The 17,332-nt window shown below is 64.3% G+C and carries 15 protein-coding genes; 4 read left to right on the top strand and 11 right to left on the bottom strand.

What is annotated here, in order from left to right:
• Positions 1-68 precede the first annotated feature (68 nt).
• Positions 69-1,427: a Pup--protein ligase gene (gene pafA, locus ASG84_RS20180; protein WP_170944814.1), complete on the bottom strand. Its 1,359-nt coding sequence runs from the start codon at positions 1,425-1,427 to the stop codon at positions 69-71.
• 76 nt (positions 1,428-1,503) lie between these two features.
• Between pafA and ASG84_RS20175 the strand changes: the two genes are divergently transcribed.
• The gene (locus ASG84_RS20175; RefSeq protein ID WP_057478744.1) at positions 1,504-2,973 is read left to right on the top strand and encodes a bifunctional phosphatase PAP2/diacylglycerol kinase family protein; all 1,470 of its coding nucleotides are present in this window, start codon (positions 1,504-1,506) and stop codon (positions 2,971-2,973) included.
• 36 nt (positions 2,974-3,009) lie between these two features.
• On the opposite strand, the gene prcA is transcribed toward ASG84_RS20175, so the two are convergent.
• The 5 genes from prcA to arc form a co-directional block, all read right to left on the bottom strand.
• Positions 3,010-3,795: a proteasome subunit alpha gene (gene prcA, locus ASG84_RS20170; RefSeq protein WP_057478743.1), complete on the bottom strand. Its 786-nt coding sequence runs from the start codon at positions 3,793-3,795 to the stop codon at positions 3,010-3,012.
• Complete coding sequence (gene prcB, locus ASG84_RS20165; protein WP_057478742.1) at positions 3,792-4,733, bottom strand: proteasome subunit beta; 942 nt, start codon at positions 4,731-4,733, stop codon at positions 3,792-3,794. Before prcB ends, prcA begins: the two co-directional genes overlap by 4 nt.
• On the bottom strand, positions 4,730-4,924 hold the full coding sequence (locus tag ASG84_RS20160; RefSeq protein WP_008716348.1) for a ubiquitin-like protein Pup: 195 nt from the start codon (positions 4,922-4,924) through the stop codon (positions 4,730-4,732). Before ASG84_RS20160 ends, prcB begins: the two co-directional genes overlap by 4 nt.
• Before the next feature lie 194 nt (positions 4,925-5,118).
• Positions 5,119-6,618, bottom strand: a complete 1,500-nt coding sequence (dop, locus tag ASG84_RS20155; protein ID WP_057478741.1) for a depupylase/deamidase Dop — start codon at positions 6,616-6,618, stop codon at positions 5,119-5,121.
• A gap of 80 nt (positions 6,619-6,698) precedes the next feature.
• Positions 6,699-8,462, bottom strand: a complete 1,764-nt coding sequence (arc, locus tag ASG84_RS20150) for a proteasome ATPase (RefSeq protein WP_057478740.1) — start codon at positions 8,460-8,462, stop codon at positions 6,699-6,701.
• A gap of 192 nt (positions 8,463-8,654) precedes the next feature.
• Between arc and ASG84_RS27600 the strand changes: the two genes are divergently transcribed.
• On the top strand, positions 8,655-8,810 hold the full coding sequence (locus tag ASG84_RS27600; RefSeq protein WP_156399621.1) for a hypothetical protein: 156 nt from the start codon (positions 8,655-8,657) through the stop codon (positions 8,808-8,810).
• Positions 8,811-8,843: 33 nt separating this feature from the next.
• Here ASG84_RS27600 and ASG84_RS20145 read toward each other — a convergent pair whose 3' ends face one another.
• Positions 8,844-9,743, bottom strand: coding sequence for a tRNA (adenine-N1)-methyltransferase (locus ASG84_RS20145; RefSeq protein ID WP_057478816.1), 900 nt, complete (start codon positions 9,741-9,743; stop codon positions 8,844-8,846).
• A 305-nt stretch (positions 9,744-10,048) separates the two neighbouring features.
• Here ASG84_RS20145 and ASG84_RS20140 point away from each other — a divergent pair, with 305 nt between their 5' ends.
• Positions 10,049-10,888 (top strand): RecB family exonuclease, encoded by an 840-nt coding sequence (locus ASG84_RS20140; RefSeq protein ID WP_057478815.1) that lies wholly within the window; start codon positions 10,049-10,051, stop codon positions 10,886-10,888.
• A complete protein-coding gene (locus ASG84_RS20135; protein WP_057478739.1) occupies positions 10,885-11,697 on the top strand; it encodes a thioesterase family protein in 813 nt (270 codons plus the stop codon). Before ASG84_RS20140 ends, ASG84_RS20135 begins: the two co-directional genes overlap by 4 nt.
• A gap of 20 nt (positions 11,698-11,717) precedes the next feature.
• On the opposite strand, the gene hisG is transcribed toward ASG84_RS20135, so the two are convergent.
• The 4 genes from hisG to metH are packed head-to-tail and all read right to left on the bottom strand — an operon-like array spanning position 11,718 to position 17,171.
• Positions 11,718-12,569 (bottom strand): ATP phosphoribosyltransferase, encoded by an 852-nt coding sequence (gene hisG / locus ASG84_RS20130; protein WP_057478738.1) that lies wholly within the window; start codon positions 12,567-12,569, stop codon positions 11,718-11,720.
• 49 nt (positions 12,570-12,618) lie between these two features.
• Positions 12,619-12,921 carry a phosphoribosyl-ATP diphosphatase gene (locus tag ASG84_RS20125; protein WP_442970992.1) on the bottom strand — a complete coding sequence of 101 codons (303 nt, stop codon included), beginning with the start codon at positions 12,919-12,921 and terminating at the stop codon, positions 12,619-12,621.
• Between the two features lie 19 nt (positions 12,922-12,940).
• Complete coding sequence (locus tag ASG84_RS20120; RefSeq protein ID WP_057478737.1) at positions 12,941-13,609, bottom strand: HAD family hydrolase; 669 nt, start codon at positions 13,607-13,609, stop codon at positions 12,941-12,943.
• A complete protein-coding gene (gene metH, locus ASG84_RS20115) occupies positions 13,602-17,171 on the bottom strand; it encodes a methionine synthase (RefSeq protein ID WP_057478736.1) in 3,570 nt (1,189 codons plus the stop codon). The genes ASG84_RS20120 and metH overlap by 8 nt, the downstream gene beginning before the upstream one ends.
• Positions 17,172-17,332: the final 161 nt, after the last annotated feature.

Raw genomic sequence — 17,332 nt, 5'->3', positions numbered from 1 at the left:
CTGTCGAGCCTAGTTGCTCCGTGGGTGCCGGAGCGGTAGCGACTCGAGGCACCGGACGGTCGCCGGGCCTACATCGACGCGATCAGTCTCTCCACTCGCTCGTCGACCGAACGGAACGGGTCCTTGCACAACACGGTTCGCTGCGCCTGATCGTTGAGCTTGAGGTGCACCCAGTCGACGGTGAAGTCGCGGCCCGCTTCCTGCGCGGCGGTGATGAACTCTCCTCGCAGCTTGGCGCGGGTGGTCTGCGGAGGTAGATCGACGGCTTCGTCGATCTGCTCGTCCTCGGTGACTCGCTTGGCCAAGCCCTTGCGCTGCAGCAGGTCGAATACTCCACGTCCGCGTTTGATGTCGTGGTAGGCCAAGTCGAGTTGCGCGATCTTGGGATCGGAGAGCTCCATCGAGTACCGATCCTGGTAGCGCTGGAACAGTTTGCGCTTGATGACCCAGTCGATCTCCGTGTCGACCTTCGCGAAGTCCTGTGTCTCGATGGCGTCGAGCGTCCGACCCCACAGGTCGACGACCTGTTCCACCTGCGTGTTCGGCTCACGTGTCTTCAGATGCTCGACGGCCCGGGCGTAGTACTCGCGCTGAATGTCGAGGGCGCTGGCCTGCCGTCCCCCGGCGAGCCGCACCGGACGTCTGCCGGTGAGATCGTGGCTGACCTCGCGAATGGCGCGAATCGGATTGTCCAATGCGAAGTCTCGGAAAGACACTCCGGCTTCGATCATCTCCAGGACCAGGGCTGCCGTCCCGACCTTGAGCATCGTCGAGGTCTCGGCCATGTTGGAATCGCCCACGATGACGTGCAACCGGCGGTATTTCTCGGCGTCGGCATGCGGCTCGTCGCGGGTGTTGATGATCGGCCGCGACCGAGTGGTGGCCGACGAGACACCTTCCCAGATGTGCTCGGCGCGCTGCGAGAGGCAGAAGGTGGCCGCTTTCGGCGTCTGCAGCACCTTGCCTGCGCCGCAGATCAATTGACGCGTGACGAGGAACGGAAGCAGCACGTCCGAAATGCGGGAGAACTCCCCCGCTCGCTGTACCAAGAAGTTTTCGTGGCAGCCGTACGAGTTGCCTGCGGAGTCGGTGTTGTTCTTGAACAGGTAGATGTCACCGCCGATGCCCTCCTCGGCCAGGCGCTGCTCGGCGTCGATCAGCAGATCTTCGAGAACACGCTCGCCGGCGCGGTCGTGGGTGACCAACTGCAGCAGGCTGTCGCACTCGGCGGTCGCGTACTCGGGGTGCGAACCCACATCGAGGTAGAGGCGGGCACCGTTGCGGAGGAACACATTCGAGCTACGACCCCACGACACCACCCGGCGGAACAGATAACGAGCCACTTCGTCCGGACTGAGGCGTCGATGTCCGTGGAAAGTACATGTGACACCGAACTCTGTCTCGATGCCCATAATTCGTCGCTGCACACTTCGACACTACAACGCAACCTTCGATTCGATGTGTCGGAGCGCGCCGAAATCGCACGTGCTTAGGCTGGGTGTCATGACACCCAGGTGTACTTCTGTTGCGACGGCCGTTCATGCGTGGGATCTGTCCCTGGTGGCACGGAGTGCTGCTCTGCGGCAGAGCAGCGCAGACGGCGGTCTGCGCGCCCTGAGCAACGCCGCCGATCACGGTCGCCTGTGGTTCGGTGCGGCGGCGCTTCTCGTGGCCGCAGGTGGCCCGGCTCGACGCGGCGGCGTTCGAGGGCTCGTGGCGCTCGCCGGTGCGAGCTCTGTTGCGAACGGCCTGCTCAAACCATTGTTCCCGCGGACTCGTCCCGGTTCCGAGTCGGTACCCGTCCTGCGTCAGGTATTGGCTCCGCCGGTGTCGTCCTCCTTTCCGTCCGGTCACTCGGCTTCTGCCGCTGCTTTCGTGACAGCCGTTGCCATCGAATCTCCGCTGGCAGGACTTGTGCTGGCACCCGTGGCGGCCGCTGTCTGCTACTCACGCGTCCACGTCGGTGTGCACTGGCCCACCGACGTCATCGCAGGTGCGGCCCTCGGTTCGGCCATCGCGCTGTCCACCCGTCGATGGTGGGCCGTGCGCTCGGAAAAGCCCGCAGATCTGGGCTCACCGATCGAGGTCCAGCCACTTCAGAGAGGACGGGGGCTGCTCGTGCTCGTCAACCCTGGGTCCGGCGACGGCTCGGAGTCGGTGCCCGACGCGATCCGCCGAGCGCTCCCCGAGGCAGATCTGTTCGTTCCGGATCCAGAGGTGGATTTCAACGAGCAACTCGAACAACGAATTCGGGACACGTCTCCGCGCGCTCTCGGTGTCTGCGGCGGCGACGGAACCGTGGTCAGCGTCGCCGCGTCGGCGGCGCGCAGCGGCCTGCCTCTCGCCGCGTTCCCCGGCGGCACCCTCAATCACTTCGCCCGTGACACCGGTCTGACTGCCGTGGAAGACACCGCGGCAGCCGTGGAGGCGGGCACCGCCGAACTGGTCGATCTTGCCCAGGTGTCCATCGACGGCCGCAGCGTATCGTTCGTCAACACCGCCACCTTCGGTGGATATCCGGACTCGGTGCGGCTACGTCAGAAGCTTCAGCGCCGAATCGGCAAATGGCCCGCGGCAGCCGTTGCGATGACGAGGGTGCTGGTCGCCGCGGAACCGTTGAACATAGAACTCGACGGCACCGGCCACTCGGTGTGGATGCTCTTCGTGGGGAACGGCAACTACGTGCCGGAAGACCAAGTTCCCATGTCGCGCAGCAGCATTCATACGGGCACGCTGGACGTCCGGTTCCTTCCTTCCGAACCGAAGGCGTCGAGAACCAGACTGCTCTGGGCGACGGTGACGGGCACCCTCGGCTCGTCACCGGCCTACGTTCGCCGAGCAGTGCAGCAACTGACCGTGGAGGTGGAGGGCGCTCCCGTTGCACTCGCCGCCGACGGCGAAGTAGTGGGTGACGGAACGTGGTTCGAGTTCACCAGTGACAAGAACGGCCTCGCGCTCTACCGAAAGCGGTAGGGCCCGAGGCCGTTCTCGTGACGATCTGCGAAAGAGCTACGAGGGTCCCGCGTCGGGGACACCGTCGACGGTGTCGGCGGTCGCCTGCGCGGCCGGTGCCGCAGCCGGCAACATGTCCTCCAACGCAGCTCCGGCGATGCGCCGGAACGCACGCCGGGGCCGACCCTGGTCCAGCACGGCCACCTCCAGCGCAGACACCTCGAGAACCTTCTTCTCGGGCTCACCGCCGGCGGCCGGTGGCACGGCGGGTCCCGCAGTCAGTGCGTCCACCGCAACGCGCACCGCATCGGCCAGACCGAGTCCGGGGCGGTAGGTGTCCTTCAACGCCGCCACGATCGGCTCCGTCGTTCCGCCCATGACGACGAAGTCCTGTTCGTCGACTATGGACCCGTCGTACGTGATGCGGTAAAGCTGCGTTGCGATCGGCTCGTCCTGATGCGAGACCTCCGCGACACAGATTTCCACCTCGTAGGGCTTGAGCTGCTCCGTGAAAATGGTCCCCAGCGCTTGCGCGTACGTCTTGGCGAGCGACCTGCCGGTCACGTCGCGGCGGTCGTAGGTGTACCCCTTGATGTCGGCATGCTGAATGCCGGCCTTCCGGAGATTCTCGAACTCGTTGTACTTCCCGACAGCCGCGAAACCGATCCGGTCGTACAGTTCGCTCACCTTGTGCAACGCCGTCGAGCGATTCTCGGCCACGAACAGCACACCGTCCGCGTAGGTCAGCGCAATAACGCTTCGGCCTCGCCCAATCCCCTTGCGCGCCAATTCCGAACGATCGCGCATGATCTGTTCGGCCGATGCGTAGTACGGCATTGTCATGGCGCGCTACCCCCTTCGCTCACTTGCTGACCGGACCGGGTGTGATGGTCTGCACCACCGGTGTGTGCGGCACTCGCGGTCCGCTCGGCGAGAACCGAACGCGCTGCTGCCGACACGCGGTCGTGTGCAACGTCGTCCGCGCCGACGCTCGTGATCGCCACTGCCGTCGGATAGATCCCCCGGGTGACGTCCGGTCCGCCGGTTGCGGAGTCGTCGTCGGCGGCGTCGTACAGCGATTCGACCGCTGCGCGAAGCGCTTCGTCCTCGGTCATTCCGGGACGATAGAGCTTCTTGAGTGCCGATTTCGCGAACAGCGATCCGGAGCCCACCGCGTGGTAACCCGAACGCTCCTCGTAACGCCCGCCGACAACGTCGTACGAGACGATGCGCCCGGCACTGTCCGGGTCCGAGATATCGATGTCGAAACCGACCAGCAACGGGACGGCGGCCAGTCCTTGCATTGCAGCACCGAGGTTGCTGCGCACCATCGACGACAGCTTGTTGGCCTTGCCGTTGAAGGTGAGCGGGACGCCTTCGATCTTCTCGTAATGCTCGAGTTCGACCGCGAAGAGCCGGACGAGCTCGATCGCGATGCCTGCGGTTCCGGCAATGCCGGCAGCGGAGTACTCGTCGGTGACGTAGACCTTCTGCATGTCACGGTTGGCGATCAGATTGCCCTGAGTGGCGCGGCGATCACCGGCGATCAGGACTCCGCCCGCGTAGGTGAGGGCAACGATCGTCGTCCCGTGCGGTGCGATGCCGGATTTGTCGGTGCTGCCGTTGGCGGCGTGGGACGCCAGGTTTGCGGCGAGACCGCTCTCGGGCAACAGATGGGGGGCGTGCTGACGGAGATAGTCGGAGAACGACGAACTACTCGATCCGAGCGGGATCGCCATGCCGTCACCGGCCGACCGTGGGTCCGAACGATCCACCGTCACTGGCCGCCCTTCTGCACGTAGGCGCGGACGAAGTCCTCGGCATTCTCCTCGAGGACGTCGTCGATCTCGTCCAAGAGGTCGTCGGTCTCCTCGGCCAGCTTCTCGCGCCGTTCCTGCCCACCGGCTCCGGTGTCGCCTGGGACCTCATCGTCGTCGCCGCCGCCAGAGCGCCGTGTCTGCTCCTGTGCCATAGTCGCCGACCTCCTCCGTGTATCGAGAGAACACATCTACTGCACGTTCATCGATTCATCCGAGATGCACTGTTGTGGATGTGCAAGTGCAACCGAACGTTCCGCCGAAAGTGCACGGACCTTTACCCTACCGACAGACTTGCCGCTCGGGTCGTCGAGACACCATCGAACTGTCGGATTACGTTGCCCGGTGCTCAGTTGGTGAGCTGATCGACAAGTTCTGCAGCACTGTCGACAGACTCGAGCAGTGCGCCGACATGCGATTTGGTGCCGCGCAGCGGTTCGAGAGTCGGGATGCGTACCAGTGAGTCGCCACCGAGGTCGAAAATGACGGAGTCCCAGCTCGCCGCGGCGATGTCGGCCCCGAATTTGCGCAGGCACTCACCACGGAAGTAGGCCCGGGTGTCGTCCGGCGGTGTGCCGACCGCATCGAGGACCTGTTGTTCGGTCACCAGGCGGTCCATCGATCCACGGGCTACGAGTCGGTTGTAGAGACCCTTGTCCAACCGAACATCGGAGTACTGCAGGTCCACCAGATGAAGGCGCGGTGCCGACCAACCCAGACCCTCGCGCTGGCGGAAGCCTTCGAGCAGACGAAGCTTCGCGGGCCAGTCCAGCAGGTGGGCGCACTCCATCGGATCCCGTTCGAGGAGGTCGAGCACCATGGCCCACTTGTCGAGCACGTCCAGTGCCCGGGCATCGTCGCTCGCCTCGGCGGCCACGAACTTCGCGGCACGCTGGTGGTAGATGCGCTGCAGCGCCAGCCCGGTCAGCTCGCGTCCGTCCGCGAGCGCCACGGCCTTACGCAGAGTCGGATCGTGGCTGATCTGGTGAACGGCGGTCACCGGTCGAGCGAGCTGAAGATCCGACAGATCCACTCCGGCTTCGATCAGGTCGAGCACCAGCGCAGTGGTACCGACCTTGAGGTACGTCGACATCTCGGCCAGGTTCGCGTCACCGATGATGCAGTGCAGCCGACGGTACTTGTCGGCATCGGCATGCGGTTCGTCTCTGGTGTTGATGATTCCGCGCTTGAGTGTGGTTTCGAGGCCGACCTCCACCTCGATGTAGTCGGCTCGCTGAGAGAGCTGGAACCCGGCCTCGTCGCCGGACTGGCCGATTCCGACGCGCCCCGACCCGGTGATCACCTGACGCGATGCGAAGAAAGGGGACAACCCGGCGATGACGGCCGAGAAGGGAGTCTCGCGCGACATCAAGTAGTTCTCGTGCGTGCCGTACGACGCGCCTTTGCCGTCGACGTTGTTCTTGTACAGCTGCAGACGCGGGGCTCCGGGCACGCTGGACGCGTGGCGTGCCGCGGCCTCCATGACCCGCTCGCCGGCCTTGTCCCAGATCACTGCGTCCAGTGGATCCCGTACTTCCGGTGCCGAGTACTCGGGGTGGGCGTGGTCGACATACAGACGGGCCCCGTTGGTGAGAATCATGTTGGCCGCACCGATCTCGTCGGCATCGATGACCGGTGCCGGACCGCTGAAGCGTCCGAGGTCGAACCCGCGAGCGTCACGTAGCGGCGACTCGACTTCGTAATCCCAGCGTGTGCGCTTGGCCCGCGGTACTCCGGCAGCAGCCGCGTAGGCCAACACTGCCTGGGTCGACGTCAGGATCGGATTGGCGGTGGGTTCGGTGGGGGAAGAAATGCCGTACTCGACCTCGATACCGATGATGCGCTGCATGAGTCGAGCCTAGACGGCACCCGGACACAGATCGGGGCGCGCCCTGTGCGGACACGCCCCGATTCTGCTCTGTGCAGGATCTACAGGTACTGGCCGGTGTTGGCCTCGGTGTCGATTGCCCGGCTCGCGCTGGCGTTCTTACCGGTGACCAAGGTGCGGATGTAGACGATCCGCTCGCCCTTCTTGCCGGAAATTCGAGCCCAGTCGTCCGGGTTCGTGGTGTTCGGCAGATCTTCGTTCTCGGCGAACTCGTCGACGATGGAGTCGAAGAGATGCTGAATCCTCAACCCTGCGTTGCCGGTTTCGAGAACCGACTTGATGGCGTACTTCTTGGCCCGGTCCACGATGTTCTGAATCATGGCACCGGAGTTGAAGTCCTTGAAGTACAGAACTTCCTTGTCGCCGTTGGCGTATGTCACCTCGAGGAAGCGGTTGTCGTCGCTCTCGGCGTACATGCGCTCGACGACCCGATCGATCATCCCCCGGATGCAGGCCGCGCGGTCACCACCGAATTCGGCGACATCGTCGGCATTGACCGGAAGCGAGTCGGTCAGGTACTTGGAGAAGATGTCCTGTGCAGATTCGGCATCGGGGCGCTCGATCTTGATCTTCACGTCCAGGCGACCGGGCCGCAGGATCGCGGGGTCGATCATGTCTTCGCGGTTCGAGGCACCGATCACGATGACGTTCTCCAGCCCCTCCACACCGTCGATCTCGGCGAGCAGCTGCGGGACCACCGTCGTCTCGACATCGGACGAGACGCCCGAACCACGGGTGCGGAAGATCGAATCCATCTCGTCGAAGAACACGATCACCGGGGTGCCCTCGGACGCCTTCTCCCGTGCACGCTGGAAGATCATGCGGATGTGGCGCTCGGTCTCACCGACGAACTTGTTGAGTAGTTCGGGGCCCTTGATGTTGAGGAAGAACGACTTCGCTTCCTTGGCATCCTGGCCGCGGGCCTCGGCGATCTTCTTGGCCAACGAGTTGGCAACCGCCTTGGCGATCAACGTCTTTCCGCAGCCGGGAGGGCCGTACAGCAGCACACCCTTGGGTGGTCGGAGCGAATACTCGCGGAACAGATCCTTGTGCAGGAACGGTAGCTCGACGGCGTCGCGGATCTGCTCGATCTGCCGACCGAGACCACCGATGTCCTCGTAACCGACGTCCGGGACCTCTTCGAGGACCAGGTCCTCCACCTCGGCCTTCGGCACGCGCTCGAAGGCATAGCCGGCCTTGGTGTCGACCAGGAGCGAGTCGCCGGGACGGAGCTTGCGTGAGGGCTCGTCGGGGTCGATCGGGCCGTCGTCGTTGACCATGTCGATCAGGGGCTTGGCCAGCCACACGACGCGCTCCTCGTCGGCGTGACCGACGACGAGGGCCCTGGATCCGTCGCCGAGAAGCTCTCGCAGAGTGCTGATCTCGCCGACCTGGTCGAAGGTGCAGGCCTCGACGATGGTCAACGCCTCGTTCAGCCGCACCGTCTGGCCCGGCGCAAGCGAGTCGGCCTCGATGTTGGGCGAGCACGTGAGGCGCATCTTTCGGCCGGACGTGAACACATCGACCGTTCCGTCGTCGAACACGCTCAGCAGAACGCCGTAACCGCTCGGCGGTTGGCCGAGCCGGTCGACTTCCTCGCGGAGCGCGATGAGCTGTTGCCTGGCCTCCTTGAGGGTGTCCAACAGCTTGGTGTTGCGCAGCGACAGCGAATCGACACGGCCTTCGAGTTCGCGTACCTGTTCGGGGGACTCCCCCAGTTGACGACGTAGTGAAGCGGCTTCGGCTCGCACGGCGTCCAGTTCGGCTCTGGCCGCGGCCACATCCGGATTGTCTGTTGAGCTCATGAGCGACTCCTCCCAGTGACGATCTATCAACGCTACCGGCACCGGCCCGAATGTGCGGACCGACACCACGATCGGGCGTGCCGGCGGCGGGTATCGGCTGCACCCGGGCCCCGGCCGGGGTCATGTCGGCCGCACCAGACCGAACAGTGGACGGACCGGGGAAACAGGGCTTCACCAGTGAAGATGCGCAGGATGTCGGCAGACGTCGCACTCACGGCAGCCGCGACATCGCTGGCCGGATGCAACACCGCGGATGAATCCGATCACGCCGATCACAATTCGACGTCGGTCAGAGATTCTGTCGGAACGACCACCGATGTGCCTGCGGTCGCGGCAGACGGCAGGTGAACTCGACGCCATGACGGCCGATCAGGCGTGAAATCAGCCCTTACCGGAACGACGCTGCGGCTTGGGCGTGACGGTGCCCTCGGCGAGGCGTCGAACACTGACGAGGAACGCCGTGTGTCCCTGCATGCGATGCTCGGGCCGAACTGCCAGTCCGACGACGTGCCACCCGCGGACCATCGACTCCCACGAACGGGGTTCGGTCCAGCATTCCTGTGCGCGTAGGGCTTCGACGACCTTGGACAGCTGCGTCACGGTAGCGACGTAGACCAGCAGAACGCCGCCGGGAACGAGAGCCTTCGAAACGGCAGGAAGTGCATCCCAGGGCGCGAGCATGTCGAGGACGACTCGATCGACCTGCTCACCGGGACGATCGACACCGAACCGATCCACGTCGGCCACCGTCAGGTGCCAGTTGGACGGCCGCTCTCCGAAGAACGTCTCGACGTTCTTGATGGCGTAGTCGGCGTGGTCCTGACGGATCTCGTAGGAGATGACCGTGCCTGCGGTACCGACGGCACGTAGCAGCGAGCACGTCAGAGCGCCCGATCCGGCACCGGCCTCGAGTACGCGTGCCCCGGGGAACATGTCGCCCTCGTGCACGATCTGGGCTGCGTCCTTGGGGTAGATGACCTGCGCGCCCCGTGGCATCGACAGCACGTAGTCGGTCAACAACGGCCGGAGCGCGAGGTAGGGGGTGCCGTTGACCGAGGTGACGACGCTACCCTCGTCGGCTCCGAGCAACTTGTCGTGCGTGATTCCGCCTCGGTGGGTGTGGAACTCCTTACCCGCCTCGAGAACGACCGTGTAATGGCGACCCTTGCCATCGGTGAGCTGCACTCGATCGCCGACACGGAACGGCCCACTGCGGGCGGGTCCGGTCGGAACCGGTGCGACGGCGCTCTCGTCCGCAGTCGGGACCTGGTCGAGTTCGATCTCGTCGACCGTGGCGGTGACCACGTCGTCCGCACTCGGAACCGGGACGTCGACGAGCGCGTCGACCTCGGCCCCGTCGGTCGACGCGGACGCGGAATCACCGGTGGACACAGCGGAACCTGCTTTCGTTGTTCGGTTCGACGACCGACCGGAACGGGTGGGCGTCGGGGACGACTCGACGTGCCAGACTACGGCCTTGACCGAAGTTGTCGGACCAGCGGCATAGGGTCGCAGTCGTGAGTATTTCCGTGTCGACGCCCATCGACTTGCCTCTACTCGACCTCGGTGACAGTGCGCGACTGCAGATGCCGTCACCTCGCCCCCGCAGCACTCCGGCCTTGTCGCCCTCCCGCGCAGGCGATTTCAAGCAGTGCCCACTCCTCTACCGCTTTCGTGCGGTCGACCGAATTCCGGAGACCTCCACCGAAGCTCAGGTCAAGGGAACTGTGGTGCATGCCGCGCTGGAGGCTCTGTACGCGCTGCCTGCGCAGGACCGAGTGCCGACGACTGCGCGCGACCTGGTGGATCCGGCATGGGAGCGGGTCGTTGCCCAGTCGCCCGACATCGAGTCTTTGGTGCCGGTCGACGAGCGGACGGCATTTCTCGACCGCGCTCGAGCTCTGGTTGCCGGATATTACGAACTGGAGGACCCCACTCACTTCGAGCCCGAGTCCTGTGAACAGCGGGTGGAGATAGATCTGGACGACGGAACGCCGCTGCGGGGATTCATCGACCGAATCGACGTCGCACCCAATGGCATGATTCGGGTTGTCGATTACAAGACCGGCCGAGCGCCGCGCGAGTTCACCGAATCCAAGGCCCTGTTCCAGATGAAGTTCTACGCCCTCATGATCATGAGGCTGCGTGGAATCGTGCCCGCACAGCTCAAATTGATGTACCTGGCCGACAAGCAGGAACTGACCTACGCCCCCGACGAGGACGAGCTGCGCAGGTTCGAGCGCATGCTGTCCGCCATCTGGAAAGCGATTCTGGCTGCGGGTGAGACCGGCGACTTCCGAGCCAAGAAAGGCGCACTCTGCAAGTGGTGCGACCATCAGGCCCTGTGCCCCGAGTTCGGTGGTACTCCCCCGCCGTACCCGGGTTGGCCTCAGGCGGCAGCGGCACAGGCAGGGGCCGAGCAGTGACTACTCCGGACGCTTTCTTCGTTCCCGCCGGTGTCAGCAAGGACGGCTTCGAGAAAGTCACGGCCACCGAGAACACCGTCAGCGTCTGGGCACCGACGATGCAGCACGGCGCTCCGCCATCAGCGCTGCTGGTCCGTGCGCTCGAGCGCGTCGACGCTCGGGAGGACACAAGGATCAGCCGGGTGGTGGTCGATATTCTCGGTCCGATCCCGGTCGCGGACATCGAGATCCGAGCATGGACGGAGCGTCCCGGTAGCAACGTCGAACTGGTCGTCGCTGAATTGTGGGCCGAAGGTTCTGCCGGAACTTCGCGAGCGGTGGCGCGAGGAAGTGCGTGGCGCATGCGCACCTCTGCGACCGAGGACGTCGCACACGCCGGCGACCGAGTGTTGACACCGGCCGGCGATGGGGTCGATTTCGCTTTCGGTGACTCGTGGTCCTCGGGTTATCTCGACGCGGTCGAGTTCAGGATCCTTACCGAGTTCGGTGGCGCCGGACCGGGTGAAATTTGGGCGAGGCCCAGACCCGTTCTGGTGCAGGGCGAAACGATGACCCCGCTGGAGCGACTGTTCTCCATTGCCGACATCGCGAACGGTATCGGTGCACAGCTTCCGATCGACGAATGGACGTTCTTGAACACCGATCTGACGGTGCACATATTCCGGGTGCCTCAGGGCGAATGGGTGGGAGTTTCGGCGGAAACATCCACCGGTCCGGACGGAATCGCCATGTGTGGTGGGACTCTCAGCGACGAATTGGGACCTGTCGGCCGCATCGCCCAAACAGTCCTGGTCCGCCGCCGCGGCTGACGGCAGCCACCGATCCGGATCTAGAACGCGCGGCACGACCTGATGTCGGACGCGAGAATAGCTTTCGCTCCCAACTCGGCGAGCTCGTCCATGACGTTGTTGTGGACTTTGCGAGAAACCATGGCGCGCACGGCAACCCAGTTGTCGTCGACCATCGGCGCCAAGGTCGGCGACTCGATTCCCGGGGTGATCTTGACGGCCTCGTCGAGGATCGACTTGGGGCAGTCGTAATCGAGCATCAGGTACTGCTGGGCGAAGACAACGCCCTGCACGCGGGCGATGAGCTGCTTACGTGCGGAATCGGTACCCGGGGCACCTGCCCGTTCGATGAGGACGCCCTCCGAATCGCAGAGCGATTCGCCGAAGGCCACGAGGTTGTTCTGGCGCAGTGATCTGCCCGATTCGACGACGTCGGCAATCGCGTCCGCGACCCCGAGCTGGATGGAGATCTCGACGGCACCGTCGAGGCGGATGACCGTGGCCTCCAACCCACGCTGGGCCAAGTCCGCGCGCACCAGATTGGGGTACGACGTGGCGATGCGTAGTCCGCCCAGGTCCTCGGGTGCCCACTCCTTACCCGCGGGCGCTGCGTAGCGGAACGTCGAGCGGCCGAAGCCGAGCGCCAGGCGCTCCTCGACGGCAGCACCCGAATCGAGGGCCAGGTCGCGGCCCGTGATGCCCAGATCCAACTGGCCGGATCCGACGTAGATCGCGATGTCCTTGGGTCGGAGGAAGAAGAACTCGACACCGTTGGCCGGATCGAGAACCGTCAAGTCCTTCGAGTCGCTTCGGCGTCGATAGCCGGCCTCGCTGAGAATCTCTGCGGCGGACTCGGAGAGTGCGCCCTTGTTGGGTACGGCTACGCGCAGCATGGAATTTTCCTTCGTCGGTGAGTTCGTGGGAGACGTGCGGATCCTCGACTCACAGATGTCGGTAGACGTCCTCGAGCTCGATGCCCCTGCCCACCATCATCACCTGAACCCAGTACAACAGCTGCGAGATTTCCTCGGCGAGCGCCGCGTCGCTTTCGTGCTCGGCCGCGATCCACACCTCGCCCGCTTCTTCGAGAACCTTCTTGCCCTGAAAATGAACTCCCGCATCCAACGCTGCGACGGTGCCCGACCCCTCCGGGCGGGTCTTCGCACGGTCGGTGAGCTCGGCGAACAGGGAATCGAAAGTCTTCACGGATTCGTATTCTTTCACGTCGGTATCCAGCGGAATCATTCGGTCGAGATTCGAGGAGTCAGGCTGCCCAGGCTCGCCGGACGTCCTCGGCTGTGAGACCGACAAGGCCGTCACGAATGGTGTACCCAGGAGCCGGCGGCACGGCGATCTCGGAGGGAACCACCAGCACCGGACATCCTGCAGTGTGCGCGGACAGTGAGCCCGTGGGCGAGTCCTCGACCGCGAGGCAGGATCCGGCGTCCATTCCGAGCAGTGCCGCACCGCGTAGGTACGGTGCCGGATGCGGTTTGCCGGCCTCTACCTCGTCGCCGGTGACCGTGATGTCGAAATATTCGCGGCCCAATGTGTCCAGGGCTCGCTCGACCAGGCCACGCTCGGTGTTGGTGACGAGCCCGGTGGACAGACCCATCTCGCGCACCAGAGCGAGCGCATCCTTGGCACCGGGCCGCCAGGGAATGCCCTCGGCGAACAGGTCTCCGACACGGGCCGTCAGCCACTCGCGACCCTGAGCCAGGTGCTCGTCGGTGACCTCGACCGAGGCGTTGGCCAGTACCTTGCTCAGAGCGTCGCGCATGGAATTGCCGAGGGTGCTCTCGCGCACTTCTGCGCTCAGTTCCGTCCCGAGATTTCGTGAGTACTCACCGATGGCGACGTCCCAGATCTTCTCGGAATCGAGCAGTGTGCCGTCCATGTCCCACAGGACGCCCTGCAGGTGGGTTCTAGACATTGAAGTACTTGGCCTCCGGGTGATGAAGTACGAACGCATCGGTCGACTGTTCGGGGTGGAGCTGCAGCTCCTCGGAGAGCTTCACGCCGATCCTCTCGGGCTCGAGCAGGGCAGCGAGCTTGATCCGGTCCTCCAGATCGGGACATGCTCCGTAGCCGAACGAGTAACGCGCACCTCGGTATTCGAGTTTGAAGTACCCCTCGGCCTCGGTGGGATCCTCCGCAGCGACCGACTTGCCGTCGGACAGTTTCAGTTCCTCGCGCACTCGGCGATGCCAGTATTCGGCCAACGCCTCGGTGAGCTGGACACCGATTCCGTGTACCTCGAGATAGTCGCGGTACGAGTCGGCAGCGAACAGCTCGTTCGCGAAGTCGGCGATGGGCTGGCCCATGGTCACCAGGTTCATCGGCAGCACATCGACCTGACCGGATTCTCGTGCAGCCGAACGGGACCGAACGAAGTCCGAAATGCACAGGAACCGGTCGCGGTGCTGACGCGGGAACGTGAAGCGGAAACGTTCGGGTGCATCGGGTTCGGGCTCGGTGAGCACGACGACGTCGTCCCCCTCGGAGACCGCCGGGAAGTACCCGTACACCAGTGCGGCGTGCGCGAGTATGCCGTCGGTGCTCAGACGATCCAGCCAATACCGCAGGCGCGGTTTACCTTCCGATTCGACCAGGTCCTCGTAGGTGGCACCTTCACCCTTGCGGGCACCGCGCAGACCCCACTGTCCGAGGAACAGGGCGCGCTCGTCGAGCAGACCCGAGTAGTCGGCCAGGGACACGCCTCGGACGATGCGAGTACCCCAGAACGGCGGAACCGGAATGTCGATATCGGCCGCGACATCGGATCGCTCGGGCACGACGACCGGAGCCTCCTCGGCCTTACGCTTCTCGGCGATGCGCTTGGACCGCTCGTGGCGTTCCTTGCGCTCGGCCGTCTTGGCCTTCGCGGCCAGTGCCTCGGGACTGTCCGGAGCCGGACCGCCGCCTCGCTTGGTGGTCATGATGGTGTCCATCAGCCGCAGTCCCTCGAAAGCGTCACGCGCATAGTGCACGTCACCCTCGTAGACGTCCTGTAGATCGTTCTCGACATACGACCGCGTCAGAGCCGCTCCGCCCAACAGCACCGGGAATTGTTCGGCGACGCCCCTCGAGTTGAGTTCGATCAGGTTGTCCTTCATGACAACAGTGGACTTCACCAGCAGTCCGGACATGCCGATCACATCGGCACGCTTGTCTATCGCTGCTTCCAGAATGGTCGAAATCGGTTGCTTGATACCGAGATTGACGACCTCGTAGCCGTTGTTGCTCAGGATGATGTCGACGAGATTCTTGCCGATGTCGTGCACATCACCCTTGACGGTACCGAGCACGATGCGGCCCTTGCCGTCGTCGTCGGTCGCTTCCATGTGCGGTTCCAGGTACGCCACAGCGGCCTTCATCACCTCGGCCGAGGCAAGCACGAACGGCAGCTGCATCTGGCCGGAACCGAACAGCTCTCCCACGGTCTTCATGCCCGAGAGCAACGTCTCGTTGATGATCTCCAGCGGTGGCTTTTCGGTCATCGCGGAGTCGAGATCGGTGTCGAGGCCGTTGCGTTCTCCGTCGACGATGCGCCGTTCGAGTCGCTCGAACAGCGGCAGACGACCCAATTCCTCGGCGCGGGATTCTCGGGCCGAGGCTGCCGAGACACCCTCGAACAGCTGCATCAGCTTCTGCAGTGGGTCGTAGCCTTCACTACGACGGTCGTACACCAGATCCAGAGCGGTTTCGCGCTGCTCGTCGGGAATCTTGTTCATCGGCAGGATCTTCGACGCGTGCACGATCGCGGTGTCGAGGCCTGCCTGGGTGCACTCGTGCAGGAAGACCGAGTTCAGCACCTGGCGCGCAGCGGGATTGAGACCGAACGAGATGTTCGACAACCCGAGGGTGGTGTGCACCTTCGGGTACTTCTCCTTGAGCTGCCGGATCGCCTCGATGGTTTCGATGCCGTCGCGTCGAACCTCCTCCTGGCCGGTGGAAATCGGGAAGGTGAGGGTGTCGACGATGATGTCCTCGTGCCGCAGGCCCCAGTTCTCGGTGATGTCGGTGATCAGTCGATCTGCGACTCGCACCTTCCATTCGGCCGTTCGGGCCTGTCCCTCCTCGTCGATGGTCAGGGCGACGACGGCGGCACCGTGCTCCTTGACCAGACGCATGATCTTCTGGAACCGCGAATCCGGGCCGTCGCCGTCCTCGTAGTTGACCGAGTTGACGGCGCTACGGCCGCCGAGGTGCTCGAGACCGGCTTCGAGTACGGCCGGTTCGGTGGAGTCGAGCATGATCGGGAGCGTCGACGCGGTCGCCAATCTGCTTGCGAGTGCGGCCATGTCGGCGGCACCGTCGCGGCCGACGTAGTCGACGTTGAGATCCAACATGTGTGCGCCGTCGCGCGTCTGATCCTTGGCGATGTCGAGGCACTTCTCGTAGTCCTCGGCCAGCATCGCGTCGCGGAATGCCTTGGACCCGTTGGAGTTGGTGCGCTCACCGATCATCAGGATGCTGGCGTCCTGCTCGAACGGAACGGCGGTGTACAGCGAGGAGACACCCGGCTCGGGAGCGGGCAGACGCTCGAGCTTCGTGGCTCCGTGCACCATGTCGGCGACCTGACGGATGTGCTCCGGAGTGGTGCCGCAGCAACCGCCGACCAGAGCCAAGCCGTACTCGCTGACGAAACCGCTCAGGGCCGTGGCCAGTTCGGGGGCGGTCAGCGGGTACTCCGCGCCCTTTGCACCCAGCGTCGGAAGACCGGCATTGGGCATCACCGACACCGGAAGCCGCGAGTGCTTGGACAGGTGGCGCAGGTGCTCGCTCATCTCGGCCGGACCGGTGGCGCAGTTGAGACCGATCATGTCGATACCGAGTGGTTCCAGCGCAGTCAGTGCTGCACCGATCTCGCTGCCGACGAGCATCGAACCCGTCGTCTCGACCGTCACATGGGTGATGATCGGAATGCGGACGCCGAGCCTGTCCATCGCGTGTTGGCTGCCGATGATGGCGGCCTTGACCTGAAGCAAGTCCTGGCAGGTCTCCACCAGAATGGCATCGGCACCGCCGTCGATCATTCCCAACGCGGCTTCGGTGTACGCGTCGCGCAGGCGGGCGAACGGTGCGTGCCCGAGTGTGGGGAGCTTGGTGCCGGGACCCATCGAACCCAGGACGTATCGGTCCATTCCGTCGCGGCCGGGACCCATCTCGTCAGCGGTCTCACGTGCGAGCCGAGTGCCTTTCTCGGCCAACTCGCGGATTCGATCCTCGATGTCGTAGTCGGCCAGGTTGGGCAGATTGCATCCGAACGTGTTCGTTTCGACGGCGTCCGCACCGGCCGCGAAATACTCACGGTGGATCTCACGCAGCACGTCTGGCCTGGTGGCATTCAGGATTTCGTTGCATCCTTCGAGACCGAGAAAGTCGTCGAGAGTCAGGTCGGCGTCCTGGAGCATCGTGCCCATCGCTCCGTCGCCGATCACAACGCGCCGTGAAATGGCATCGAGCAGACCGGGCTTGTGTTGATCGGACATCACTACAGAGTAGTGGGCACCGGAGTTCCGCCGGGTCGTAGGCTGTCGTGGTGAGTCCCCGAAACCTCGATGGCCAGTCCCCGAACGACGACGGTACCGAAAAAGCGGACATTCCGGATGCCGACTCGGCTGTGCCTCTCGACGCAGCGTTGATCGAGGCC

Origin of the sequence: Rhodococcus sp. Leaf278, assembly GCF_001426085.1 — a bacterium.
Classification (GTDB): domain Bacteria; phylum Actinomycetota; class Actinomycetes; order Mycobacteriales; family Mycobacteriaceae; genus Rhodococcoides.
The sequence above is the reverse complement of the archived record's forward strand: the minus strand, read 5'-3'. Positions and strand labels throughout refer to the sequence as shown.